Annotated in this window: 23 protein-coding genes and 1 riboswitch; of the genes, 14 read left to right on the top strand and 9 right to left on the bottom strand. The window is 47.6% G+C overall.

All coding sequences use genetic code 11. The annotated features are described in order from the left end of the window. Positions 1–57: 57 nt before the first annotated feature. From FIU82_RS08430 to FIU82_RS08410, 5 genes are all read left to right on the top strand, one after another. Positions 58–390, top strand: a complete 333-nt coding sequence (locus FIU82_RS08430) for a metalloregulator ArsR/SmtB family transcription factor (protein ID WP_152440840.1) — start codon at positions 58–60, stop codon at positions 388–390. A gap of 11 nt (positions 391–401) precedes the next feature. Then, positions 402–1406, top strand: a complete 1005-nt coding sequence (locus FIU82_RS08425; protein ID WP_152440839.1) for an ArsJ-associated glyceraldehyde-3-phosphate dehydrogenase — start codon at positions 402–404, stop codon at positions 1404–1406. 9 nt (positions 1407–1415) lie between these two features. Next, complete coding sequence (gene arsJ / locus FIU82_RS08420; RefSeq protein WP_152440838.1) at positions 1416–2609, top strand: organoarsenical effux MFS transporter ArsJ; 1194 nt, start codon at positions 1416–1418, stop codon at positions 2607–2609. Between the two features lie 159 nt (positions 2610–2768). Next, entirely contained in the window at positions 2769–3455 is a 687-nt protein-coding gene (gene lepB / locus FIU82_RS08415; RefSeq protein ID WP_152440837.1) for a signal peptidase I, read from the top strand. 3 nt (positions 3456–3458) lie between these two features. Beyond that, positions 3459–4151 carry an aspartate/glutamate racemase family protein gene (locus FIU82_RS08410; RefSeq protein WP_152440836.1) on the top strand — a complete coding sequence of 231 codons (693 nt, stop codon included), beginning with the start codon at positions 3459–3461 and terminating at the stop codon, positions 4149–4151. Positions 4152–4168: 17 nt separating this feature from the next. Here the strand turns inward: FIU82_RS08410 and FIU82_RS08405 are convergent, their stop codons facing one another. From FIU82_RS08405 to FIU82_RS08385, 5 genes are all read right to left on the bottom strand, one after another. Then, positions 4169–4765 (bottom strand): DUF998 domain-containing protein, encoded by a 597-nt coding sequence (locus FIU82_RS08405; RefSeq protein WP_152440835.1) that lies wholly within the window; start codon positions 4763–4765, stop codon positions 4169–4171. A 58-nt stretch (positions 4766–4823) separates the two neighbouring features. After that, complete coding sequence (locus tag FIU82_RS08400; RefSeq protein ID WP_152440834.1) at positions 4824–5297, bottom strand: hypothetical protein; 474 nt, start codon at positions 5295–5297, stop codon at positions 4824–4826. A gap of 68 nt (positions 5298–5365) precedes the next feature. Beyond that, complete coding sequence (locus FIU82_RS08395; RefSeq protein WP_152440833.1) at positions 5366–8152, bottom strand: ATPase; 2787 nt, start codon at positions 8150–8152, stop codon at positions 5366–5368. Then, positions 8153–8701, bottom strand: coding sequence for a hypothetical protein (locus FIU82_RS08390; RefSeq protein ID WP_022945119.1), 549 nt, complete (start codon positions 8699–8701; stop codon positions 8153–8155). Beyond that, entirely contained in the window at positions 8698–9972 is a 1275-nt protein-coding gene (locus FIU82_RS08385) for a hypothetical protein (RefSeq protein ID WP_152440832.1), read from the bottom strand. The genes FIU82_RS08390 and FIU82_RS08385 overlap by 4 nt, the downstream gene beginning before the upstream one ends. Positions 9973–10286: 314 nt before the next feature. Between FIU82_RS08385 and nhaD the strand changes: the two genes are divergently transcribed. The 7 genes from nhaD to lysC all read left to right on the top strand — a co-directional run bounded on the left by nhaD (position 10287) and on the right by lysC (position 16105). Next, entirely contained in the window at positions 10287–11534 is a 1248-nt protein-coding gene (nhaD, locus tag FIU82_RS08380) for a sodium:proton antiporter NhaD (protein ID WP_026111134.1), read from the top strand. Positions 11535–11781: 247 nt separating this feature from the next. Further along, complete coding sequence (locus tag FIU82_RS08375; protein ID WP_151172626.1) at positions 11782–12201, top strand: GNAT family N-acetyltransferase; 420 nt, start codon at positions 11782–11784, stop codon at positions 12199–12201. 37 nt (positions 12202–12238) lie between these two features. After that, positions 12239–12730 carry a M23 family metallopeptidase gene (locus FIU82_RS08370; protein ID WP_022945123.1) on the top strand — a complete coding sequence of 164 codons (492 nt, stop codon included), beginning with the start codon at positions 12239–12241 and terminating at the stop codon, positions 12728–12730. An 11-nt stretch (positions 12731–12741) separates the two neighbouring features. Continuing rightward, a complete protein-coding gene (locus FIU82_RS08365; protein ID WP_022945124.1) occupies positions 12742–13086 on the top strand; it encodes a hypothetical protein in 345 nt (114 codons plus the stop codon). Between the two features lie 31 nt (positions 13087–13117). Then, positions 13118–13573 (top strand): hypothetical protein, encoded by a 456-nt coding sequence (locus tag FIU82_RS08360; protein WP_152440831.1) that lies wholly within the window; start codon positions 13118–13120, stop codon positions 13571–13573. 299 nt (positions 13574–13872) lie between these two features. Then, a complete protein-coding gene (locus FIU82_RS08355) occupies positions 13873–14346 on the top strand; it encodes a hypothetical protein (RefSeq protein ID WP_152440830.1) in 474 nt (157 codons plus the stop codon). 156 nt (positions 14347–14502) lie between these two features. Beyond that, positions 14503–14675: riboswitch (Lysine riboswitch) on the top strand. Positions 14676–14755: 80 nt separating this feature from the next. Continuing rightward, positions 14756–16105 carry a lysine-sensitive aspartokinase 3 gene (gene lysC, locus FIU82_RS08350; protein ID WP_152440829.1) on the top strand — a complete coding sequence of 450 codons (1350 nt, stop codon included), beginning with the start codon at positions 14756–14758 and terminating at the stop codon, positions 16103–16105. Here lysC and FIU82_RS08345 read toward each other — a convergent pair. Next, positions 16077–16790: a 4'-phosphopantetheinyl transferase superfamily protein gene (locus tag FIU82_RS08345; protein WP_172972723.1), complete on the bottom strand. Its 714-nt coding sequence runs from the start codon at positions 16788–16790 to the stop codon at positions 16077–16079. The two genes, lysC and FIU82_RS08345, sit on opposite strands and share 29 nt — an antisense overlap. 90 nt (positions 16791–16880) lie before the next feature. Here FIU82_RS08345 and FIU82_RS08340 point away from each other — a divergent pair, with 90 nt between their 5' ends. Next, positions 16881–18203, top strand: coding sequence for a sodium-dependent transporter (locus FIU82_RS08340; protein WP_152440827.1), 1323 nt, complete (start codon positions 16881–16883; stop codon positions 18201–18203). 18 nt (positions 18204–18221) lie between these two features. Here FIU82_RS08340 and FIU82_RS08335 read toward each other — a convergent pair whose 3' ends face one another. Together FIU82_RS08335 and FIU82_RS08330 are read right to left on the bottom strand one after the other, a co-directional pair. Continuing rightward, a complete protein-coding gene (locus FIU82_RS08335) occupies positions 18222–19202 on the bottom strand; it encodes a 2-hydroxyacid dehydrogenase (RefSeq protein ID WP_152440826.1) in 981 nt (326 codons plus the stop codon). Then, positions 19168–19680 (bottom strand): glutathione peroxidase, encoded by a 513-nt coding sequence (locus FIU82_RS08330; RefSeq protein ID WP_022945131.1) that lies wholly within the window; start codon positions 19678–19680, stop codon positions 19168–19170. The genes FIU82_RS08335 and FIU82_RS08330 overlap by 35 nt, the downstream gene beginning before the upstream one ends. Positions 19681–19777: 97 nt before the next feature. Between FIU82_RS08330 and FIU82_RS08325 the strand changes: the two genes are divergently transcribed. Next, positions 19778–20662 carry an NAD(P)-dependent oxidoreductase gene (locus FIU82_RS08325; protein ID WP_053910427.1) on the top strand — a complete coding sequence of 295 codons (885 nt, stop codon included), beginning with the start codon at positions 19778–19780 and terminating at the stop codon, positions 20660–20662. Positions 20663–20679: 17 nt separating this feature from the next. Here the strand turns inward: FIU82_RS08325 and sbcB are convergent, their stop codons facing one another. Beyond that, on the bottom strand, positions 20680–22131 hold the full coding sequence (gene sbcB, locus FIU82_RS08320) for an exodeoxyribonuclease I (protein ID WP_152440825.1): 1452 nt from the start codon (positions 22129–22131) through the stop codon (positions 20680–20682). Positions 22132–23760: the final 1629 nt, after the last annotated feature.

The raw sequence follows: 23760 nt of genomic DNA, 5'->3' as shown, positions 1-23760 counted from the left end.
CATATATACAACGTTAAGGGTAAGATAGGTATATTCGATATTTCGTATATATAGTGTATGGCTGTACATTTTTTTAAAGCGCTCAGTGATGATACTCGTCTACAGACGTGTTTACTTATTGCCGAGCAAAAAGAGCTGTGTGTGTGCGAGTTGGTTTGCGCCTTGGCACTGAGCCAGCCGAAAATATCTCGCCATTTGGCGCTGCTAAAAGAGGCGAGGGTGTTGGCGACACGTCGAGACCGTCAATGGGTGTATTATCGTATCGACTCCAACCAACCCCAGTGGCGGCAGCAGATTATAACCACCACGCTAAATAACCAAGCAGAATTAATAGAAGATGCACTGGCGCGATTACAGGCAATGGATAATCGCCCCTCGTGCTGCGATTGATGGAGAAAACCATGACATTGAAAGTAGGCATTAATGGCTTTGGCCGCATGGGACGGTTGGTGTTGCGCGCGGCCTATGACTGGCCGGAAATAGAGTTTGTTCATATCAACGACCCCGCAGGTGATGCTGCTACGCTCGCGCACTTATTGGAATTTGATTCGGTGCACGGACGTTGGCAATACCCAGTTAGCGCTGATGATGAGGCTCTGTGCATCAATGAGCAGCGAATCCAATGCAGCGCCAATAAGGCGATTGCTGATACCGATTGGTCGCAGTGCGATATTGTTATTGAAGCGTCCGGAAAGATGAAAAAAACCGAACTGCTGCGCCAGTATCTTACTCAAGGGGTGCGTAAAGTCGTGGTCACCGCTCCGGTTAAAGAGCAAGGCGTCCTGAATGTGGTGATGGGCGTTAATGATGCGCTTTATTGCCCAGATAGCCATGATATTGTCACTGCGGCTTCATGTACCACTAACTGTCTCGCGCCGGTGGTTAAAGTGTTGCAAGATAAAATTGGTATTAAGCATGGCTCCATGACTACTATTCACGATATCACCAATACGCAAACGATTTTGGATGCCCCTCATAAGGACTTACGTCGAGCGCGCGCCTGTGGTATGAGCCTGATCCCGACCACCACCGGCTCGGCCACGGCCATCACCCATATCTTTCCTGAACTTAAAGGCAAGCTCAACGGTCACGCAGTGCGAGTGCCCCTAGCGAATGCATCGATCACCGACTGCGTGTTTGAGCTTAACCGTGAAACCACAGAGCAAGAGTTAAATACCTGGTTTAAAGAGGCTGCTCAGGGCGAGCTAAAGGGCATCTTAGGTTATGAAGAAAAGCCCTTGGTATCAATAGACTATCGCACCGATCCGCGTTCAAGCATCGTCGATGCACTGTCGACCATGGTGGTCAATGGCACCCAGGCGAAGTTGTACCTGTGGTATGACAACGAGTGGGGTTATGCCAATCGTGCCGCCGAGCTGATGCGCAAAGTCGGCAATAGCCTGTAGGGACCTGCTATGAATACTTCGCCAATTCAGCAGTATGGCGTGATCACCGCAAATTATTGGGCTTTTACGCTCAGTGATGGCGCGCTGCGCATGCTGGTGGTTCTGTACTTCTACCAGCTCGGCTATGCGCCTTTGGCCATCGCCATGCTGTTTTTGTTTTACGAGTTTTTTGGCGTGGTAACCAACCTTGTAGGAGGTTGGCTTGGGGCCCGTATCGGCCTCAATCGCACCATGCAAATAGGCATGGGATTGCAACTGATTGCTCTGGCCATGTTGTTAGTGGATAACAGCTGGCTCAGTGTTCCTTGGGTAATGGCAGCGCAGGCACTCAGTGGCATAGCTAAAGATCTCAATAAAATGAGCGCGAAAAGTGCCATTAAAACCGTGGTCAGTGACACACAACAAGGGCGTTTATACCGCTGGATAGCGCTACTCACCGGGTCTAAAAATGCCTTAAAAGGGGCGGGCTACTTTGCTGGTGGTGCGCTGCTGTCGTTACTCGGTTTTAGCGGTGCAGTGATTGCGTTAATGGTCGTGGTGGGTGCTGGCTTTATCCTCAGTGCCCTGTTGCTCGGTGAGGATCTAGGTCGTAGTAAGTTTAAACCTAAATTTCGACAATTGTTTTCTAAGAACGCTGCACTGAATCGCCTAGCAGCTGCGCGTATGTTGCTTTTTGCCTCTCGCGATGTCTGGTTTGTGGTGGCCTTACCGGTGTTCTTTATTAGTGAGCTAGGTTGGCAACACACTGAGGTTGGCAGTTTTATGGCGCTGTGGATTATTGGCTATGGCGTAGTGCAAAGTATCGCGCCGCGCTTGAGCCGTCATGCCAGGGTGTCGGTGTTTCACCAAGCAACCGCATTTAGTGCATTGTTGACGCTAACAACGGCGCTGTTAATAGCGGTGTGGTTGCTGTTTGCCACCACCCAGAGTGTGCAAAATATTGTCTTGGTGGTCGGGTTATTATGTTTTGGTGCGGTGTTTGCGGTTAACTCATCGCTGCATAGTTACCTAGTCGTCAAACTCGCAGACAGAGATGCAGTGTCTTTGGATGTGGGCTTTTATTACATGGCCAACGCCATGGGAAGGCTTATTGGCACCGTGTTATCGGGCTGGTTATACCAACAAAGCGGCCTACTGGCTTGTTTAGTCAGCGCGTTATTGATGCAAATAGCCACCTGGTGGGTGACCCGAAAGATAGCTTAAATACGCGGCCAAGCATTCGCTTGTGGCCGCGTTGATATTCTTTTTTTGCTGTCAGCACGGCCGTTTTGTTTTTCAATCAAGGGCAACCGCACACACTCTTTTACATTTTTCGCCGAACTTTTTGTGCTCGCGCCCACCTAAGGCAAAAAGGAGTGAACCATGTCTCAACCAGCTAAACGCCGCCATTGGGCTGCGCAATTAATTAAGAACAACCGTGGATTTATCTGTTTTATAATCGGCATGTCGGTATTTCGCAGCGCTTTTGCCGATTGGTATACCGTGCCGACGGGCTCTATGCTGCCAACAATAGAAGTGGGTGACCGGATTACCGTGAATAAGATGGCCTATGATTTGCGCATCCCTTTTAGTGATGTTTCGCTGTTACGAATGGGCGAGCCAGAGCGTGGCGATATTGTGGTGTTTGATTCCCTGGCAGCTGATAACCGACTCATTAAGCGTGTTGTGGGAGTGCCAGGCGATACCATCGCAATGCACGATGAGGTGTTAATTATCAATGGCCAGGCGCAGCGTTATAAGGTGACAAAGGAGAACGCTAAGGCGTTGTTTGCCACCGAGTTGCTCGGTGACCTCGCCCATGCCATTCGTATTGATAAAACCCGTGCCATGCATGCTGGTAACTTTGCGCCGATACTGATCCCCAGCGATCACTATTTAATGATGGGCGATAACCGCCGTAACAGTGCCGACTCACGCTATTATGGCTTAGTGCCACGGGGAGAGTTAAAAGGGAAAGCTCATCACGTGGCCTTTTCTTTGGACTATGACCATTATTATCTGCCCAAGCGAGAGCGCTTTGGTGAATCCTTATACAGCTACAGTGAGTAAGCGATGAACACCCTAGGCATTATTGGCGGCATGAGCTGGCAAAGTACACAAAGTTACTATCAACTTATAAATCAAGGCGTGGCGCAGCGATTAGGGGGGCTGCACAGTGCTCAAATAATTCTCAATAGTGTCGACTTTGCCACTATAGCGCAGCTACAGCACGACAATCAGTGGTCGCAACTGGCGGATCGCCTCGGCTATGCTGCAACACAGTTACAGCGTGCAGGTGCTGACTGTGTGCTTATCGCCACCAATACCATGCATAAAGTCGCCGATGAGGTAAGCGCCCATATTGCTATACCACTTTTGCATATCGTTGATGCGGTCGGTGAAGCGCTGCAACAACAGGGAATTACCACCGTAGGTCTATTGGGCACGGCGTTTACCATGGAGCAGCCTTTTTACCGCCAGCGCTTGTATGAGCAGTTCAATATCAGTGTCCTAGTGCCGAATGCTCAGCAGCGCCAGCGCGTTCACGAGGTGATTTACCAGCAATTGTGTAAAGGGCATATATGTCAGCAGGCTAAGTCTGATTACCTCAATATTGTCACTGAGCTCGGCCACCAAGGAGCCCAAGGCGTCATCTTAGGGTGTACAGAAATCGGGTTGTTGCTAAAGCAACAAGACACCGCCATCGCATTATTTGACACCACGGCACTGCATGCGCAAGCGGCGGTCAATTTTGCCTTGCGCTAAATAACACAGCGGTGTGTCTAGTCAGTTATATAAAATGAGAACGCCACCAACCATAAGATTTGCCAGCCGTAACTCAAACGTTGATATAGGCCTGGGTAAGTGCGGGCTTTAAAAGCTAGATGAAGCCGATAGCAAAAATATAAGCAGGCGCAGACACACAGTAGCGAGAATCCCCGCATAAGCGATGTGAACTTCGATGATAACGCGACTATGCTCGGGGCAATGAGCAAGGAAAGCAACATCAGCGCCCCACAATAGGAGTGAATGGTGCAGCTCAGGGTGGGGTGCTCAGTATAGGGGTCGCTATCCATCGCAAACAGCCCGCACCCCCAGGTTGATACCCCATGCACAATGACTAAGATGCCGATACTCAGATAGGCCAGTGAACCGTCGCTGACGCTGATGACATAAGCGCCAAACAGAGTAAAGAGCAGCCCTAATGGATAATTATTTATCAGCGGTGAGAGGGTATGTGTCGGGCTGCCTGTGGCGCCAAGCTCACTACAAAACTGGCGAGTATGGCTGTATTGAGGATAGAACAGTGACGCAACATAGACCCCAGTGATGAGCCAGATAGAGGCAGCGATCCCCGAATATTGCAATATGCTTTGCATCGTTTTCTTCCCTGATTTATTGCTATTAACGTGTAGCTATCAAAGTATCACTTTTTACTTAATCACACATGATAAACGCTTTTTGAGTCTGGTCACTGCGAGCACCAGCTAGTTGAGCAACTTGGAGTAGCTCAGGGGTTATTGCAAATTCGGCCCCCGTGCCTGGCCAATAGAAGTCACTCGGGATGGCAGCGTTCTCATTTAAGCACAGTGTCAGTAACACCGGCGCTGCGGGGAATAACGCTTCTTCGCCTTTTTCCACCAACATCGCGTAGCTAATATCACCACTTTGTTGTCCTCGTATTGGGGTGATAATCTCGCCACGGTAGATATGCCACACTAAAGCCTTATCATCGGTAATACTGCTGACGCTGTGCACGCGCACCACTGCGCTAAAGGGGGTTTGTTGTATACTTCTTTGCAAAAAATCTTGCTGGGCATCAAGCATACTCGGGCTTGGCGCTTGCCCAGCATAACTGCAATTAAGCGGCAAAAACGCCGCGACTAACAAACACAAAAATCCTTTTCTCACTCTGTGCTCCCAGCGTGGTAGCTAATTTAAAGGCGACAGAAATAAGTGCCTTCCATCGCAGTCAGTTTTTAGCTAGCTTGGTCTTGCTCTACTTTAATCCAGTCACGCTCGTCAACCCAGTTCTGTTTACCATCACCTAGGGTGCGAATCGGGACGATATAGTCGCAGCTTATTTGCGGCTTCACCGAAGCAAAAATAGGCACAAAGCCAAAGCTCAGTGCGGTTTCAATGATCGCCTGTTGGTTTTGTGGGTCAATATCAGCCGCTTCATCAATATATAAAGGCACGCGATACAGGCTCTTTTCTTTGTCGGATAGCAAATGGCGTATAAATAGCATGCCACATAGCAGTTTAATGGTGATACGGGTGCCATTGGAGCCAGCGGAGTCTATTTTATCGAAGTACTCGGTTTCGCCAGCGCGATTAATCACCTGAAAGCGAATATCGAATAAATCACTCAATGTCAGCCCTGCCTTTTCCGAGGCGAGCTTAATTAACTGATCTTTCGCCTCATTCACTTGCGACTCGTTGATATGTTGCTCTGAGAGCAAATCAAGGCTGTCACCCTGTTCATACAGATCAGAGGTCGCCAAAATGGTATCAATGCTTTGCACTAGCATCTGCCTAGGCAGCACATCAATTTTAAAGCCTTGCAGGTTAGAGATTTGCTGCTCACTGATGCCATCGTTAAATAACCGCATCTCTGCCGTTAACCTATCAAGGTCTTGGCGTAACCCTTTGATCGTTGCCGCTACCTCGGTGAGGGCCACACGGGCTTGGCGGTTGACGGCTTCGCGCTCGTTATCAATGTTGTGATAGGCGCTGATGAGTTTTTGGTATTTACTCAGCTCATCGCTTTCATTGTCGAACTTGGTAATCCCGGCATTGTAGATGTGTAAGTAGGTGTTGCGAATATTAATATCGAAGTTGCGCAGCTCCTGACAATCTTTGTTAAAGGTATGAATGGTGTCAGCCAGTGAATCAAAATCAAAGTTAATGTCGATTAAGTACGGCGTCACCTTACCGCCTACAACATCTAACGTGTGATCGATACGCTCGCTTTTAACCTGCTCTAAGCGTGCCTTTTGTCGTGCCAGGACTTCAATCTTGGAGTTCACAATCGCGCGGCTATCGGCAATCCCCGCTGCACTTTGCTGTACCTCGCTGAGATAACCATCCACCTCTTCTTGTTCACCGTTCAGGGTCTCCATCAGTGCCAGCTGCGCTTGCTGCGAGCGCTGCATCACCTGGTATTGCTCATAGCGCTTTAATGCCGCCTCTTGGGCCATCAACTGCTCATAAAGGGCGTCACGCTCAGCTTGTTTGCCGGCGACATCGGCGGCTACGTCACGCTGCGCCTTTAAATCGGTTAATGAATGCTCCAATGACTGCAATTGCTCGGTGAGCTGTGCTTTATCGGCGCCACTTTGCATTTGCACCACAGGCAGCTTTTTAAGCTTGATGGTGGCCCCGGGCAGCACTAACTCACCGCCGCGTATCGCCTCGCTCAACAGGCTTAAGAAGTCGCCAAAGGCGTGCTCATCGTCTATGCTAATTTCGCCGCCGCTGGTGGTGGCAAAAGAGAGCAAGTCTGGGTTTAAAATGCGCGAAATTTCTTCAACCTCTTTAAGCGATAAATCTTCGCGCATGCGAGTAAACAGGTTGTACTCAAGGTTTTTGAGTTGCAATTTCAGACTTTTAATTTGCTTTTGCGTTTCCTTAATACGGAAATCTAAGGTGTGTAAGCTTTGTCCTTCGGCACTTTTCAATGAGTGACTAAGGGTTTCATATTCACCTTTCAGCGCTTTTAGCTCGCTGTGTAAGGTATCACTATTAGCGAGTTCAAATTCATGATGCAGAGCATCAAAATCACTAAACCAGGCGTTGAGTTCGGTAATTTTGCGCTCAATATCCCGAGATTGTTGCACATATAAACGCTGCTTTTGCTCAAACTCGTGCTTTTGCGACTCAATGGCCGAGAGTTGCTCATTGAGCTCGTCATTTTGCGCCTCGAAATACTCAGCGTACTCGCTCAAGGCAACATCTATTTTCGGCCCATAGGCACCCAGCTTACCCTTGAGCGCACTTTGATGTTCCAGCATGTTTTCTAAGGCGGCAATGGGCTCTTGCATGGTCTCTAATGCATTGAGCTCGCGGCGGGCTCGGTTAACCTTATCAAAGGCGCGTTGCCACACTTCGTAGAAGTCTACATGGGCATTGGACATATGACGTTCAAACACACGCAGCATAAAGCGTTTAACATCGCCGGCCCCGAGCTTATGAAGATTAAGCATACGGCGAAAAATTTCTTTGTAAGTAGGCGCGTCGCTGACATTATTAAGCGGGATCATGCGTAAGTTGATATCGCCGTCAAAGGGTGTAGCACCGCCAATCAGCAAGGCATTGAGCTCTTGCGCCTTGAGCTCGAGCGGCTGGTAGCCTTTGTCCTGTAAATGCTTAAATAGCCGGGTGTACTTAACGATGCGTTTATTGTCGGTAAAATCTTCTAAATTTAAAGCGCCGTTATAGCAAAAATACTGATGAGCGAAACCGGCGATTTTACCCAGCCCAGCGACGCCGATGACCACTTTGCCATGGGGAAGATCGGCCTCCAATAAAATGTAGGATTGGTCGGAGGCAAAATAAAACTTACGAGTTTCCTCTAAGTCATGGCCATCCCACTCGGTGAGCCGCAAGTCGTTAATCAAAGGAAACTGTAAGGCATTAATGACCGAGCTTTTTCCGGTGTTGTTAGGAGCACATATAGAGCTACTTTTATGCAAGGGGATAACGCACTTGGCATAGCCGGCAGTATTTAACAACGCGAGTTTGCTTAATCCATGTAACTGCTGCATTTATAGCTCCTCGGCGCTTTCTAGCGCATCACTGTTTACTTCTAATAGGGCATCTAAATAGCGATGGATGGGCGCGAGCAGGCGAAAGGCATGGTCTTTTTCTTTGCATAGCCCCAAGCGCACCATGCGCATTAACACGTCTTTGCGCAGGTCGGTGCCGGAGAAAATCTCCAGTTGGTCAAACAGCACCTTGTTGTGCAATACCAACTCTTGGCATAGCTCTAAATCCACCTCACTGTCGAAGAGTGCACGCATTGGATCTTTACCGGCATTGGCGTAGTGTTCGATTAAGGTGTAGATAAAAAGCGCGATGGCCCGCGATATTTTGCCCATATTGGCGGTGCCTTCATCCATAGCGAAGTAATAAAAGCCTCGCGCATCATGCACAAGGGTGTGGCCTAAGGCCGTAAATAACAGCTCGTATTGGTCTCGCTGTTGATCTAGCTCTTGCCAGGCCAAGTTGTCTTGCTCGCTGATGTGGTAGCCACTGACTAGTTTTTTGTTAATGTAATGCAGTTGCGTTAGCTGCGATAAATCAATCTGACTCATACCGGGTCATTACTCTCATTAGTGGGCTCGCTGGCGGCAACGAAGGGATACAAGGTAAAGCGCTTGCCAGCGAAGGTCTTTTGTTCGGGGTGGGCATCTTGCTCGAGTGCTAAGCTCGCGTCGTTAATAAGCTTTTGATACAGATAAAGTAGCTCATCGGCTTCTAGTTCTGGGTAGGAGCCACTGAGTACATCGATAACCTGTTGTTTGCCTGCGCGCTTTTTATTGTTGCTTTTAAACAAAGCGCGCACATCGCCATAAGCGGGGATCGCTGGCGGTGTATAGGGCGCAGCTTGGTCGCCATCGGGCAGCTCAAAGTCGTGCTCTTCAAATTCAGCCAACCCTGCCATATAGGCTGTTAGCTGAGCATTACTGCCGAGCTGGTGGCGCATCGGATCGGAGGCGAAAAATGGCTGATGGGCACTCATAACCGTGTCTAACCCGCGCTTTCTTATGTGTGCCAGCACTTTTGCTGCCTGACGGGTGATCAATGTGTTTTGTCGTAATTCCTCACGCAGTGGCATAAGAATATCGGCGCTGTGACGCAAGCTTTGCTGACCCACTTGATGCATATCGAGGATGCGGGTGCGCAGCTGCTCAAGCATGCGAATACTGGCGCTGTCACGACCACTTTGCTTTAGTGTATACAAGTGCGCGCTGAGGCCTTGCTCAATGGCATCAAAGCACAGCTGAAATGGGCCGTTGATATCGAGCATGGCTAACATCGGCTCGATGTACTCATCGAACGCTTCAATAACGGCTTTGTAGCGCTTTGCCAGCGACAAGTGCGAGGCGTCAGACTTGGCTTGCTCAACTAAGTTGTAAATGGCATTTTCGTTATGTCGATATAGCTTAACGATTTTGCGAACCCGTTCATCCATAATCCGGCTGTAACGACTAATATCCATGTAATCAGCATCATCAACCGCTTGTGCCAATTTAGTGCTTAAGCGTTGCAGGTCTTCCACCAAAACGTGAATCTCTGCGGCCACACCGAGACTTTCATCTTGCAACAAGTAAGCGGCAAAATCACTAATGGCGCGGTTAATCTCCAACTGCGAAGACTTGGCCAAGGGCACCAAGATATCTTGATTGAGTAGGCGGTTGGTTTCTTTGTATATTTGCGCGCCGGAATAATGGGGAAAGTGCTGCTTCACTATACTCTGCACTTCTTTAATACTGAAATCGCCCATCTTGTAGCGTTTAATCAGAGTTTCCAGCACCGGCCATAGCTCTGTCAGCGTATTGAGAACGCGCTTGGCTAGTATCATGTTATGTATTCTTTGTGCTTGGCAATGGGGAGCGATTATAACGAAAGCGAACTAAGGGTAAAACAGCTTTTGCGCCGTTGCGCAAGCTTTACACGAGGGGAGTAAAAAAATTGTCATATTAGCGTATTTGGTAATAGCCCCGGGACATAAGCGGTGTTAGAATTCGCGCCGCTTGCAGACCAAAAACCTGTTATTGGTCTGACAATTAACCCAGGGTACTCCTAAGTTTGTTTTTTGTAGCGCGGGTGTGTGCATACGGGCAGTAAACTTAGCAGTATTGTTCTATTCGCCTATAGCAAGGAAAAATACCAAAAATGGTCAGTGCGCTCATCTTGACGCTCATTGCCGTGGCCTTTGTGCTTATTGTCGTGGAAGATGTCATCCACGTGAATAAGGCCAAAACCACGCTGTTTTTCGGCACCCTGTGCTGGATCATCCTCTTTATCTCCCCACTAAACGGTCACTCCCTCGACCACATTAAGCATGAACTCAATGAGAATATTTTAGAAATTGCCACCCTTTGGCTATTTTTAATGGCGGCAATGACCTTTGTTGCCTATCTCAATTCCAAAGGGTTCATTCAAAACTTAGTGCAACGCGTATTGCCCAGCGAAATAAGTGAGCGTAAATTAATGTTCCTGATTGCTGGTTTTGCCTTTTTGTTTTCGTCGATTTCCGACAATATCACCGCAACCTTAGTGTCATTGGCGGTGGTGATGTCGTTGAAGTTAGACGGACGCAAGCTGGTTAAGTACGCTACGTTAATCATCTTCGCGGTTAACTCAGGGGGGGTGTCGCTTATTACCGGTGATGTCACCACGCTAATGATCTTCCTTGCTGATAAAGTCACCATAGCTAATCTTCTGCTGCTAGTGGCCCCAGCAGCACTGAGCGTTATTGTGCTCGCTGCTTTGTTATCGATGAAAATGAATGGCCGAGTGAGCTTCGCCTTGGGCGAGCCTAAAGCGATAGAAAAGACCGATATCACCATTGCGGCTATTTTTATCTCCACCATTATCGGTACTCTAACCATGAGTGTGCTGTATTCCATTCCGCCTTTGCTGACTTTTTTGTTCGGGCTTTCGGTGATGTTCCTAAGCGCCCAGTTCTTGATGCGCAAAAAAGACGTGAATAAAAAAATCATCGACTACATTCGTGAAATTGAATACGACACCTTACTGTTCTTTGTTGGTGTGTTGCTGTTGGTCGGCGCACTAAAAGAGGTTGGAGTGCTGGCGCAATTTACCCACTTGTATGAAGTATTGGCACCGAATCAAGCCAACTACTTGATGGGCATACTCTCGGCAGCGGTGGATAATGTGCCACTGACCGCAGCGTTATTAAAAGCAGATATTCACATGCAAACCCGCGACTGGCTCGCGTTTACCTATGCCACCGGCGTGGGTGGGTCGATGCTAGTTATCGGCTCGGCCGCAGGTATCATTGCCATGAGTAAGGTGCGTGATCTTACCTTTATGAGCTATCTGCGCAATACGGTGTACTTATTAATTGCTTATTCAGTAGGTTACAGCGGAGCCTACATGATGGGTGCGTTTGTTTAAGTACTACAAAGTGGTATATCATTGACAGCATGAGGGCCATTATTTTGGCCCTCATAATGCACACATGTAGGCATGGATTGCGATTACACGGTAAAAAGGATTGGCGCCCATTTTTTAGTTATTAGCAGTGATGTGCACCTTGGTTCTTAGAACTGGTCGTTGATCGCTGCAAAACATTTCCTTTCTCTGTAAGCTTCGCTTTTTATATCGGTGTTTAATTAGCTGCATCTATGTATTAAGAGGTCATATGACGTTAGAAGTAATACAGAATCCAGAACAAGACTTACTCGACTTTATTGCTCAGCAAATCAGCCAATATAATTGGGCCCATTGGCAAAATGTAGAACGTAAACCTTTAGCGGTTAGCTGGCGCGATGATCAAGGCGAAGTAAAAGCCGGTGCCAGTGGCCGCACCTTTGGTCATTGGTTGCTATTGGATTATCTTTGGGTGAGTGACACATTGCGTGGGCAAGGTATCGGCTCACAGTGTCTCACTGCCATAGAACAAGCCGCAAAGGCGCGCGGGTGCACCTATGTGCTGCTCGATACCTTGGATTTTCAGGCGCAACCGTTTTATGAGCGTCATGGCTATGAAACACAATGGGTGCAACAGCAATATCCGCTTGACGGCAAAAAATACTTTATGAGCAAACAGCTTCATGAGTAAGCCGAGACGGTACTTAAAAAGAACAAGGAGGTTAGTTTTGGCGGCATTACTGTTTGGTTTTATATTCGCGTTTCTAGTGCCCGAGCCGGTGACCATTCCCGTGCATGGGGCAAGCAGCGCTGATTGGCATCAAGATACCTTTTGGTATGAACCTTGGGGAAGCTCTGGGGTGCATAAAGGGGTAGATATTTTTGCCAATAAAGGCACTGACGTGGTGGCCGCTTCACATCACTTGGTGATTTATCGTGGACAGTGGCCCAAGGGCGGCAATGTGATGATTGCCCTCGGACCAAAATGGCGATTACACTATTATGCTCATCTAGACAGCTTCAGTGATAGCGAACGTCGTTGGTTTAGTGGCGGTGAGCAAATAGGCAGTGTTGGCACCAGCGGCAATGCCCAAGGTAAAGCCGCTCATTTACACTACTCATTGGTGACTTTAATTCCTTACTTTTGGCTTATTGATAGCGCCCCCCAAGGCGTCAAGAAAGCCTTCTACCTCAACCCTATAACTTATTTCGACAACTAACGGAGCAACGGATGCGATTAGTATTACTGGCTTTGGCGTTTATTTTACTGCTATGCAGTTGCGCAGAACCCGTCCCTGCACAAAAGCGCGATTATGTCGGGCACTGGCAAAGTCCCAGCATGAGTTTATTGATTCTTGAAGATGGCACAGTTGCCTATAAACGCTATAAAAACGGGGGCTCTACCTCAGTGGAAGGGCCGTTGCAATCATTCGAGGGTGACGACTTCAGTGTTGGCATTGGTTTTTTCAGCACCACCTTCATCGTCAACGAGCCACCGAACAACAACGACGGTCAATGGACTATGGTCGTTGACAATGAACGGCTAATAAAACAACCGTCTGCCTACAGCCATTAAATTCAGTTTTCATCAAACAAGGAAGACCCCAGTGAGTCAACTTACCCGCAAAAAGCAATTTGCCACGCGTGCGGTGATCACCCGCGCTTTATACACCGGTGCATTGTTTATCTATGTACTGTTTTTTATTAATTTTATGATGGAGCAGAGCTTTTGGGCGCAAGCGATATCGGTGTTGATATTTAGCTTTATGCTCAGTGCCCAGTATCAATGGAGCATCGAGCCCATACGCTGTAGTGCCATATTTGTTGAGCATGGGGTACTGAACTTACTTGATACGCCGATAAAGCTCGCTGATGTCAAAGAGGTAATTTACTGCCAGCACCAGCGTTATGAACATGTTGTTCGTTTTCGCTATCACAATAGAACTTTTCAAGACTTTGAGCTCTCCTCGAGTGACCTGATAGCCGATTTACAGCTTTATCATTTTTTAGTGGCCCAAGGTTTGGTGGTGCGCATGACTGAAGACAGTAGTCAGTTTTCTTAGATATTGGCGAGCACTCACTATTAGCTTATCTCATGAAGATTTTATTCACAGGAAAGGTAACTTTATTTTTCACACAGTATCGAGCATTTATTCTTTATAAGAAATTTTTTATAAGTTGATTGTTGCGTAATTAAGGAATTATAACGTTGGCTTTTTAATGAAAAAGAGGTGTTCAGATTTATTTATTGTTGATAGGTTAATAGCGACTTGATTGAAAAACAATCAACTTAGTTTCTGTTTATATAAATGATAAGTTTATGTAGCATTTTTGTTTCCAAGCTATTGTTAAGGAAATAAAAATGAGACAAAAAATTTTATCAGCCTGTGTGTTGGCGTTGCTCTTTTTCGTGGCCAATAATGTATTGGCATCTAGCTCACAAATAAAAGTAACAGACTACAATACCTTCTATGATACCCAAGTAAACAGTGTAAATTGCGGAGGGTATTGGGACGAGCGATTAGTGAGAGTCTGTGATTATAGAACCGAGTTAGTAGACGTTTCTTACAAACGTTGTCACTACAGGCTTACAGCATCGGCTTCTAATAGCGATGCGCCAGAGTGGGAAACTCGCGTTGTATTATCAACACAAAGTTGCCCAGCAAACTGGACAATTGCCGGACCTTCTGGCCAGGCTCCCGGTGGCGTATATATGCATCAACACAACTCCTATTTCACTCAACAAGAAGAGCAAACCGTCGAATATAATTGTCGTATGGAAACGCGAACTGTTTGGGTGCCAGTTGATGGTGAGCATTGCCCCATACAACCTTAATTAGATTCCATAATCGGCAATACACAGGCTGGCTGCGGCCAACTTGTGTATCCAAGCAATCATTCACCGCCAGAACACCTTCCAGTGAAGTGTGATATTGACTTCTAGCCGTCTGCTAGGTACATTGCTGATTCACTTCGGTCGTAAGACCGAATGTGTCGCAGAAGAGGTGCGATAGCTAGGTAGTAAACGTGAGGCCGACGACAGCCTTTGATCGTTTATGAGGGAGACTATCGCCGAGGAAGTGCATTGTGCGTCGCAATGGCTTTCGGTTCTTGAGGCTGAATCCTCGGAACTGTCACCTGTAGGGGTGGAGGGCTTCTGGCAATGGACATTCTTACCTTTTTAGTCTTGCCAAGTTCTCCTGATTGTATTTGAAAAATAACTCGTTTTTCATCTCGGAGAGATAATGAATCAGGAATATTCTGTCGCCAAGTTTGGCGGCACTTCAGTGGCCGATCATGGCGCTATGAGCCGGTGTGCACAAATCATCGCAGATAATAACAATGTGCGTGTAGTGGTTGTCAGCGCCAGTGCCGGGGTCACCAATCACCTGGTAGCGTTATGCCAAAGTGCATTAACGCCTCAGCAGCGCCAAGCGCACATCGATGGGGTGATCGCCATCCAGCTCAATATTCTCGAATATGTCAGCCTTGATGCCGATTTAGCCCACGGCTTTGATGTCACCTTGAGCGCCTTTCGAAGCAGTGCTGCGCAAGCGCCACAATCGAGCGCTCACAGCGATGAGCTACTGAGTTTTGGCGAGCGTTTCTCCTCTTATTTGTTTACTCAGGTATTACGGGAACACGGCGTGGCGGCAACGCGCTTTGATGTGCGTTCGGTGCTCAAAACAGATAGTCAGTTTGGCAAAGCCCAGCCCAATATTAAAACTACGGCACAGCAAGCCCATGCCCAATTGCTGCCGTTGCTTAAAGATCAAGTGGTTGTCACTCAGGGCTTTATGGGCAGTGATGACTATGGCGATACCACCACGTTAGGGCGCGGGGGGTCGGATTACAGCGCGGCCTTATTAGCCGAGGCGATTGGCGCGAACAGCGTATATATTTGGACCGATGTGGTCGGTATTTTCAGCACCGATCCCAGAGTCTGTACCAAAGCCGCACCCATCGCCCACTTAAGCTTTGACGAAGCCGCCGAAATGGCAACCTTTGGCGCAAAAGTCTTACACCCGGCAACTATCTTACCCGCTGCGCGCAGTGGCATCAGTGTGTTTGTTGGCTCCAGTCGCGAACCACAAGGGGGTGGAACCTGGATACAAAAAACGCCACAAGGAGACACTTTAGCCGGGGTTCGCGCTGTGACTCAGCGTAAAAACCAAATTCTCTTGACCCTAAAAAGCCCGGAAATGTTATTAGCGAGCGGCTTTTTAGCGCGGGTGTTTACTATTTTGAGTGAGCATAAAATCTCCGTTGATTTGGTCACAACTTCGGAAATAAGTGTCGCACTGACGCTCGATAATGCCCCGAATGCCAGTCGTCCGGAGCTAGATCAGCAAGCCCTTGAGCGTTTAAGCGAGTTTTGCCATGTGTCAGTTGAGAATAACCTCACATTGGTGGCGTTAATTGGCTCGGAGATTGTACTGCGTCAGAGCGAGTTGAATTTAATGCAGGTGCTCAGTGAGTTTGATATTCGCCTTATTTGTCACGGCGCATCGAAACATAACCTGTGCTTCTTGGTTGAGCAAAGCCAGTCTGATGCGGTGGTGCAAACTATTCATCAACGGCTGCTGGAAGGTTAACAGTAAGCACCGGGCGCTGCGTATCGGTGATGAGGCTGATATCAAAGTGCCCGGCAAATAGCTCCTGACAATACACCTGGCCATCAAGGGCGGCGATAAGCTCCAAGATGGGTTGGCCTAACAAGGTGGCAATGGGTTGCTTAGTCGCTTTTGCGTAGGCTTCTTTTAATGTCCACACCCGGAAAAAGGTCTCAACATCGCTGCCAATATCCCTTGCCTCGGCCTCAGGATAATAGTGCGCCGCCAGCTTCTTAAAGGCGCGTGCGTTGTCAATTTTCTCAATATCTACGCCTAATAAGGCTGCGCCGCGCGTCATCGCGACGGCAATGTGGCCGTGAGCGTGGCTGATGACTACCCGCGCATCGAGGGGGTGGCCATCAACGCTGAGCACCAGCTGCGCCTGACCAACGTCAAATTCACTGCACCAGGCAGCAAGGGGGTAATCGCGATACTGTGGGTAGAGTTGTCGCGCCAGCTGTTTTATAGCCCAGCGTGTGGCGCGATATTCCTGCTGCGCCTGCACCTTTTTACGTTTTGCTAAGACCGCTTGCTCTATGCGGTGCAAATGTGAGTCATCTAATTCACTGTGCGCCTTAGCACAATAAAGCAACACCACGTTGCTGTGCTTGGCATATTGCTCGGTATCGGTCGGTAAAGGTGAAAAGCGATAGGCAGGGTTTAGCATCAAGGACATTCCGATAAGCGTGGCTATGACTACTTTAATACGGGTAATTATGATTTAATAGCGGCAAAACAATAACAGATATCCCTGCGAATGACGAATAAGCGTGACGGTTTCCAAAGCCGTATAGGTTTTGTACTAGCGGCAGCTGGTGCAGCAGTAGGCCTAGGTAATATTTGGGGTTTTCCAACTCAAGCAGCGAATCACGGCGGCGGTGCTTTTTTACTGGTGTATTTCATAGTCATCTTTGCCTTGGCACTGCCAGCACTGTTCACTGAGCTGTACTTGGGCTACGCCGCTCAAGCCAACCCGGTACAAGCACTCAAACGGGCCTGGCAACCAAAAGCAGCAAAAATCGGGGCAGGGGCTGGTTATATCGGTTTAGCCGGGGCCATTGTCATGCTGAGCTTTTATTCCATCGTTGCCGGATGGATGTTGGCCCATGCCTTAGCGCCGCTGTGCGAGATGCTGGGAATGGAAGACGCTGCCGCATTTTTAAGTGGTGACTCCCTCGCCCGAAACCTTATTTTCACGCCGCTGATGTTGGTGTTAACCGCAAGCATTATTTTAAAAGGGGTTAAATCGGGGATTGAAGCCTGGTCGCGGCGATTAATGCCGTTGCTTTTGGTGCTGTTAGTTGGCTTGATTTTCTATATCGGCTCGTTACCCGGCGCCGGTGAAGGCTTTAGTAATTATCTGCAACCTGACTTTACCAAGGTGTGGGACCCAGATTTAATCATCGCTGCCATGGGACAAGCGTTTTTCTCATTGTCGCTGGGGGTAGGCTGCATGATGATCTACGGCTCTTATTTAAAGCCCGGGGCGAATATCGGTAAGCTCACCCTGAGTGTGGCGGCGCTTGATACATCGGTGGCGTTTTTGGCCGGCCTGCTTATTGTGCCCGCGATTTTTGTCGCCAGCCACAATGGCGTGGAAGTATTCCAGAACGGTAAACTGATTGGCGAAGGGCAATTGATCTTTGCGGTGCTCCCGCAACTGTTCAATACCATGGGCAGCATGGGGCTGGTGATTGCCTTGGCCTTTTTCGTTCTCATGTCGATTGCTTCGCTGACCTCAACCATTTCTTCGACCGAGATCCCGGTGGCGTTTTTGGTGGAAAATCATGGTATCGGCCGTAAAGCAGCCACTTGGCTGGTTAGCGCCGTGGTGATGTTGGCATCGCTCACCATAGTATTTAATTTCGATTGGCTGTTTGGCTTAGTGATCCAAGTATTTACTCAGTACCAGTTGCCTTTAATGGGGTTGTTCTACTTTCTTACCCTCGGCTGGGTGTGGCGCCGTGGTAATCAATTAGCGCAATCTGACAAGATGAGTATTGTGGCGCTGCGCTGGTATATACGCCTAGTATGTCCGGTGCTAATGACCGCCGTGTTTATTAATGTGGCGCTGAAATAGCCGGCGCCACTTAGTGTTTTAAGGAGCGCAAACGCGATTGGTTAGTGCTTCACCCTTGGCGTATTGCAGTAAATTATCAAAGGTGGTTTGCACGATTTGCTGCAACGCTTCTTCGGTGAAAAATCCCTGATGCCCGGTGATCAACACATTTTGGAAGGTAAGTAGGCGGGCGAAGACATCATCTTGAAGAATCTCCTCTGAGCGGTCTTTAAAAAACAATTCCGACTCTTGCTCGTACACGTCTAACCCCAAATACCCAAGCTGACCGCTTTTTAGCGCATTGATACAGGCTTTGGTATCGAGCAGCGCGCCGCGCCCGGTGTTAATCAACATGGCGCCACGTTTCATATGGCTCAGTGCGTCGCTGTTTATAATATGGTGAGTTTGCTCGTTTAAGGGGCAGTGTAAGCTGATAATATCGCTTTGCGCTAATAATGTGGCTTTATCGACCAGGGTAAAGTCGCCTTCAGGCTTCGCTGGGTCGACCACCAGCACCTTGGCGCCAAAACCGTTCAGTATACGGCACAGCGCGAGCCCTATTTTACCGCACCCGATAAGCCCCACGGTTTTGCCATGTAAGTTAAAACCTAGCAGGCCGTTGAGGTCGAAGTTATCCTCACGCACACGGTTATAGGCTTTGTGGGTTTTACGCGATAGGGTCAAGATCAGGGCGAGACAATGTTCTGCCACAGCCTCTGGGCTGTAGGCGGGCACCCGCGCAACCTCAATACCTAAGCGTGCGGCGTGGTCTAAATCAACGTTGTTAAAACCTGCACAGCGCAGTAACACCAGCTTAATACCTAGCTCGTTGAGCTTATCGAGTACCTGTTTGTTGACCACGTCATTTACAAATACGCATACGCTGTCGCACCCTTGCGCCAGCGAGGCAGTGAGCTCATTAAGCTGAGCATCGAAGAAATGGATCTCAACGTTATCTGGACAATGTTCGCTGAATGCGTGTTGCTCATACCTTTGCGAGCTGAATAGGGCTAATTTCATCAAGTTGACTCTCTATTACCGCACGAAGGGTATCGGGTTTGGTCCGAGGTGCGTAGCGGTTCACCAGTTGGCCCTGAGAGTTTATTAGAAATTTAGTGAAATTCCATTTTATTGCCCGGTTTTGTGCAATGCCCCGAGTGTGTTCTTTTAAATAATTAAACAGCGGGTGGGCGTCAGGACCGTTGACCATTACCTTACTAAACAATGGAAAGCTAACATTAAATGTGCTGGTGCAAAAGGCTTTTATATCCTCATTTGAGCCTTGCTCATGGCGGCCAAATTGATTGCAAGGAAATCCCAATACCACTAAGCCCCGCTGTTGGTAGTCGCTAAAAACACGCTCCAACGCACTATATTGATTACTAAAGTTACAGGTACTGGCGGTGTTTACAATGAGTGCAACGCGTCCTTGTAACTGTTTAAATGAATAGGGCGTGCCATCGATGAGGGTGGCATTGAAATGGTAAATACTATCCATTGTGAGCTCCATAACTCAAAACAAGGCGTTTTTGTACGATGCCTTTGTTATACTTTTTTGCGTTTTCTCGAGGCTATCAGGCAAATAGGTCAAAATTATGTCAAAAATGTGTACCTTTATCGGTTTAGGCGTCATGGGCTACCCCATGGCCGGGCACCTGCAACAAGCAGGGTTTGATGTGTGCGTATACAACCGTACAGCGTCAAAGTCGCAGCAGTGGGTAGAGCAATATGGCGGGCGCAGTGCTGCAACGCCAGAACAAGCGGCCCAAGGCGCAGACTTTGTGTTTGTATGTGTTGGCAATGACGATGATGTGCGCAGCGTGATTTATGGTGAGCACGGGGCGCTGGCGGGTATGCACGAGGGTGCCTTGCTGGTTGATCACACCACCACCTCCGCCGAGCTTGCCAGGGAGTTGGGTGATGCCGCTAAAGCCCAAGGTATTGCCTTTATTGATGCGCCGGTCTCTGGTGGTCAGGCGGGCGCCGAAAATGGCGTACTAACCGTGATGTGTGGCGGGAGCGATGCGGCTTTTGCCAAGGTGCAGCCAGTGATGGCAGCCTACAGTCGCTTTAGCCAATTACAAGGTGATATCGGCAGCGGCCAGCTCTGTAAAATGGTAAATCAGATTTGTATTGCCGGTGTGGTACAGGGCCTGGCAGAAGGTTTACATTTTGCGAAAAAAGCCGGGCTCGATGGCGACAAGGTGGTAGAGACCATCGCCAAGGGGGCAGCCGGGTCTTGGCAAATGGAAAATCGCCATCAAACCATGTGGCAAGGAGAGTATGAGTTTGGTTTTGCCGTTGATTGGATGCGCAAAGACCTAGGTATTGCTCTTGATGAGGCGCGCAATAACGGGGCTAGCCTAGGTCTTACGGCATTGGTGGATCAATACTACAGTGACGTACAAGCTATGGGCGGTGGCCGTTTTGACACCTCCAGCTTACTGGCGCGGCTGGAAAAGCTAAACCCCAGTAAGTAGCGGTATACGCCCACAAGCTAAAGGCTTTGGGCGTAGTGGTATAGGGCTTTGAGCACCGCCATATTGCGCTCATTGCCTTCATTCTCGTGCACTAGGTTTTCTAGGCTGAGCATGAAGTCTTGCGCCCCAATAGAGGGGCTGTCCTCGCCATTCATCAGTTTGTTTTGACAGTACTTTCGCCACGAATCCAGCTCGCTGGGGGTCAGCGTTTCCGGCCAATTACGGGCGCGATAACGAAACAGCAAGGTGGTGAATTTATCATCTTCAAAGTCAATGTCTAAACCGGCGAGCTGCATGGGCTCAGTGGCGCGAATAATATCAAACTTGGCCTTATCACTGTTGCTGATAAAACCGTTATAAAGTTGATAGTCGGGGTTGTCGGTATCAGCAAACTGGCGCGTGTCGTTAAACACTTCGGCGACCTTATCGCGTAACTCGGGGTGGGCTTTTAGTACCTTTAAGTGGGCTAAACATTGTTCGCGATCGATCCCCAAACGTTCGGCGTTCTCTGGCAACAAGGTTTTCGCGGGGGCAAGAATAGGGCATTTATTGACATGCACCAGTTTTAAGCCAATCGGCGCTTGTCCAGGAGGCAGTTCATCATGGCGAGTGTAGAGATACTCGCGTAACTGCTCGACACTTAAATCCAACAGCGGTTGCGGGTCTTGCGTTAAGTTAAAGCACACCACCGCGTTTTTATTATTGGGATGAAAGCTCATTGGCGCAATCCAAGTCGTGCAGCCTTGGCTTGCAGGAATACGCGATGAGGTATGCACTAGCGGCGTCATGTTATAAACATCCACCAAATCAAGCAGCGCTTTTTTATGGCGCAACGAGAAAAAGAAGTGATACAGCTTAGGCTGCGTGTCTTTAATCAGTTTTGCCAGCGCAATTGTGGCTTTTACATCGCTCAGGGCATCGTGGGCATCGGCGTGCTCAATGCCATTGGCTTTGGTTAGGTCTTCAAGGCGGAAGCTGACGCTGCCATCTTCCTTTTGCGGCCAGTTAATACCTTGCGGGCGCAGGGCATAACAGGCACGTACTAAATCAATAATATCCCAACGGCTATTGCCATTTTGCCACTCACGAGCGTAAGGGTCATAAAAATTACGGTATAAAGTGTAGCGGCTAACCTCATCATCAAAACGAATACTGTTGTAACCAGCCACACAGGTATTCGGGCGGGCGAATTCGTCATGAATTTTAGCGATAAACTCTGCTTCATTAAGGCCATGACGCAGCGCATGCTGTGGCGTGATCCCTGTGACTAAACAGGCCTCGGGGTGGGGCAGATAATCCGGCGCCGGACGGCAATACTCAATAAGCGGCTCACCGATGATATTCAGATCTAAATCGGTGCGAATACCAGCAAACTGACTGGGACGATCTTTTTGCGGGTTTGCCCCCCAAGTTTCATAATCGTGCCAGTAGATAGTAGGCTGGTCATTGTCATTTCTGAGTTCTGCCATATTATTGCTTTTCCATATAAATCAGTGTTTTGCTGCTTTACTACTTTGCCTGTTGTTATTATGTGTCTTCGTAATCGTCGCGCTGTGTGTATAAATATGTGTATACTTTTTCGCGAAAAAGGTGTCTATTTTTTAACGCTGCTTAGCGGCATACGATGATGCAAATTGCTCGGCAAAGAATATGCACTAAGCATACTAACACATTGAGCTGATTTAAGAATAAAGGTAACTAAGTAAACAACTTACTTTTAGTCTAGTTTCAGCTCAAGCTCATCTATAAAAATTAAGCTGCTATTCCGAATATGTGTGATGAAATAAACACCACCGAATACAAGACTGGATCCATACTTTCCTTACCACCCTGAGCAGCGCTCAGAGAGTCACATATGTTAAAGCCATAGCACCCGCTACTAAGATCATTAATGTAGAGATAGCCACAACTAGCGCAATGTTCTCGTCAGATTGGTTGAGTTAGGCTCATCATTGAGAAAAAAGCACTTACAACTAGAGTGATACCAAAATTTAATTCAATAAAAAACTAGGTAAAAAACAAAAAGATCTACCCAAATAACCTAGGGGCTTAAAAATACAAAGAATTTACGCATCAAAAATCATGTTTTGTAAAAATATCTTAATTTTTTATCGTTATATTTAGAAGTTATTTAAATGATAAAATCTTGTAGTTAATTTTTTCTTACAGTTTTACTTATCCACAATATGTCAAGGTTTTTGCCTCTTGCCAACACTTAGTAGCCTCACTATATTGCTATTGTGATAATTCAGATACACGTATGGATTTTTAATATGCGTATTAAATAAAAGGGTCGTGCTGGAACACGACCCTTTTGGAAGTACTTGCCGAAGCAAGGCTCTTGATTGACAAATCAAGCCTATATCAATGCAAAAATTTCAGCAAGCAGTGTGCAACCGTCCTTATAAGGAAAACAACTATGAAGATTGAGATAACAATTGAGTTGTCGAACACTTCTATCATCGCTTTGTGTCATGCTGTCACAGCGTTTATTAGTCTAATTGGTCTTTGATATTAAAGGGGGTTAGTCCCCTTTGCTTTTTTCCGACTCTGCGGGGCTTTGTTTGTGTATACTCATACAATGATGATATGCCTCCAAATTCTATAGTTCTACAAGCAACATTAGGTTTGTCTAGTCGTAGCCAATGGCTGAATCATCGCCATCTCCCACTTAAGATTCTCTTCTACTTAAAAATTATGCCATGTCAATTTGTTCAACAGCTAGCATCTTTTTCTCATTCGACGTTCATTATAGCTATGACCAATTTGAGTAGATAAAACTCCTATAAACAAAGAAAAAGATAAATACCAGGCAAAATAATAAAGATAGATTAGCAACCCTAAAAAAGTGGCCAAATAAGGAATCCACACGTGAATATAGGATGCTAAGTTATCTTTTGTGATGAATTCAGCAAAATCTTCCTCGCTACATATAATGTAATTAACACAACTGGATATTTCAGAATTGACAATCAAACACACACCTGTTATCAACATCCAGGTATCTCTGTAGCTATCTAAAATTTTCAAATGAAAGAATATAACTGTGAATCCTAGAATAATGTTTACTTTATTCAGGAATAAAAGCTTTTCTATTG

The sequence above is a fragment of the Pseudoalteromonas sp. THAF3 genome (genome assembly GCF_009363775.1).
In the GTDB taxonomy this organism is placed as follows: Bacteria; Pseudomonadota; Gammaproteobacteria; order Enterobacterales; family Alteromonadaceae; genus Pseudoalteromonas; species Pseudoalteromonas ruthenica.
Note: the sequence above shows the minus strand (reverse complement) of the source record. Positions and strands in the feature narration are given on the sequence as shown.

Coding starts and splice junctions, on each gene's coding strand:
- FIU82_RS08430 (WP_152440840.1), top strand. CDS start 58: ATGGCTGTACATTTTTTTAAAGCGCTCAGTGATGATACTCGTCTACAG.
- FIU82_RS08425 (WP_152440839.1), top strand. CDS start 402: ATGACATTGAAAGTAGGCATTAATGGCTTTGGCCGCATGGGACGGTTG.
- arsJ (WP_152440838.1), top strand. CDS start 1,416: ATGAATACTTCGCCAATTCAGCAGTATGGCGTGATCACCGCAAATTAT.
- lepB (WP_152440837.1), top strand. CDS start 2,769: ATGTCTCAACCAGCTAAACGCCGCCATTGGGCTGCGCAATTAATTAAG.
- FIU82_RS08410 (WP_152440836.1), top strand. CDS start 3,459: ATGAACACCCTAGGCATTATTGGCGGCATGAGCTGGCAAAGTACACAA.
- FIU82_RS08405 (WP_152440835.1), bottom strand. CDS start 4,765: ATGCAAAGCATATTGCAATATTCGGGGATCGCTGCCTCTATCTGGCTC.
- FIU82_RS08395 (WP_152440833.1), bottom strand. CDS start 8,152: ATGCAGCAGTTACATGGATTAAGCAAACTCGCGTTGTTAAATACTGCC.
- FIU82_RS08390 (WP_022945119.1), bottom strand. CDS start 8,701: ATGAGTCAGATTGATTTATCGCAGCTAACGCAACTGCATTACATTAAC.
- FIU82_RS08385 (WP_152440832.1), bottom strand. CDS start 9,972: ATGATACTAGCCAAGCGCGTTCTCAATACGCTGACAGAGCTATGGCCG.
- nhaD (WP_026111134.1), top strand. CDS start 10,287: ATGGTCAGTGCGCTCATCTTGACGCTCATTGCCGTGGCCTTTGTGCTT.
- FIU82_RS08375 (WP_151172626.1), top strand. CDS start 11,782: ATGACGTTAGAAGTAATACAGAATCCAGAACAAGACTTACTCGACTTT.
- FIU82_RS08365 (WP_022945124.1), top strand. CDS start 12,742: ATGCGATTAGTATTACTGGCTTTGGCGTTTATTTTACTGCTATGCAGT.
- FIU82_RS08355 (WP_152440830.1), top strand. CDS start 13,873: ATGAGACAAAAAATTTTATCAGCCTGTGTGTTGGCGTTGCTCTTTTTC.
- lysC (WP_152440829.1), top strand. CDS start 14,756: ATGAATCAGGAATATTCTGTCGCCAAGTTTGGCGGCACTTCAGTGGCC.
- FIU82_RS08345 (WP_172972723.1), bottom strand. CDS start 16,790: ATGCTAAACCCTGCCTATCGCTTTTCACCTTTACCGACCGATACCGAG.
- FIU82_RS08340 (WP_152440827.1), top strand. CDS start 16,881: ATGACGAATAAGCGTGACGGTTTCCAAAGCCGTATAGGTTTTGTACTA.
- FIU82_RS08335 (WP_152440826.1), bottom strand. CDS start 19,202: ATGAAATTAGCCCTATTCAGCTCGCAAAGGTATGAGCAACACGCATTC.
- FIU82_RS08330 (WP_022945131.1), bottom strand. CDS start 19,680: ATGGATAGTATTTACCATTTCAATGCCACCCTCATCGATGGCACGCCC.
- FIU82_RS08325 (WP_053910427.1), top strand. CDS start 19,778: ATGTCAAAAATGTGTACCTTTATCGGTTTAGGCGTCATGGGCTACCCC.
- sbcB (WP_152440825.1), bottom strand. CDS start 22,131: ATGGCAGAACTCAGAAATGACAATGACCAGCCTACTATCTACTGGCAC.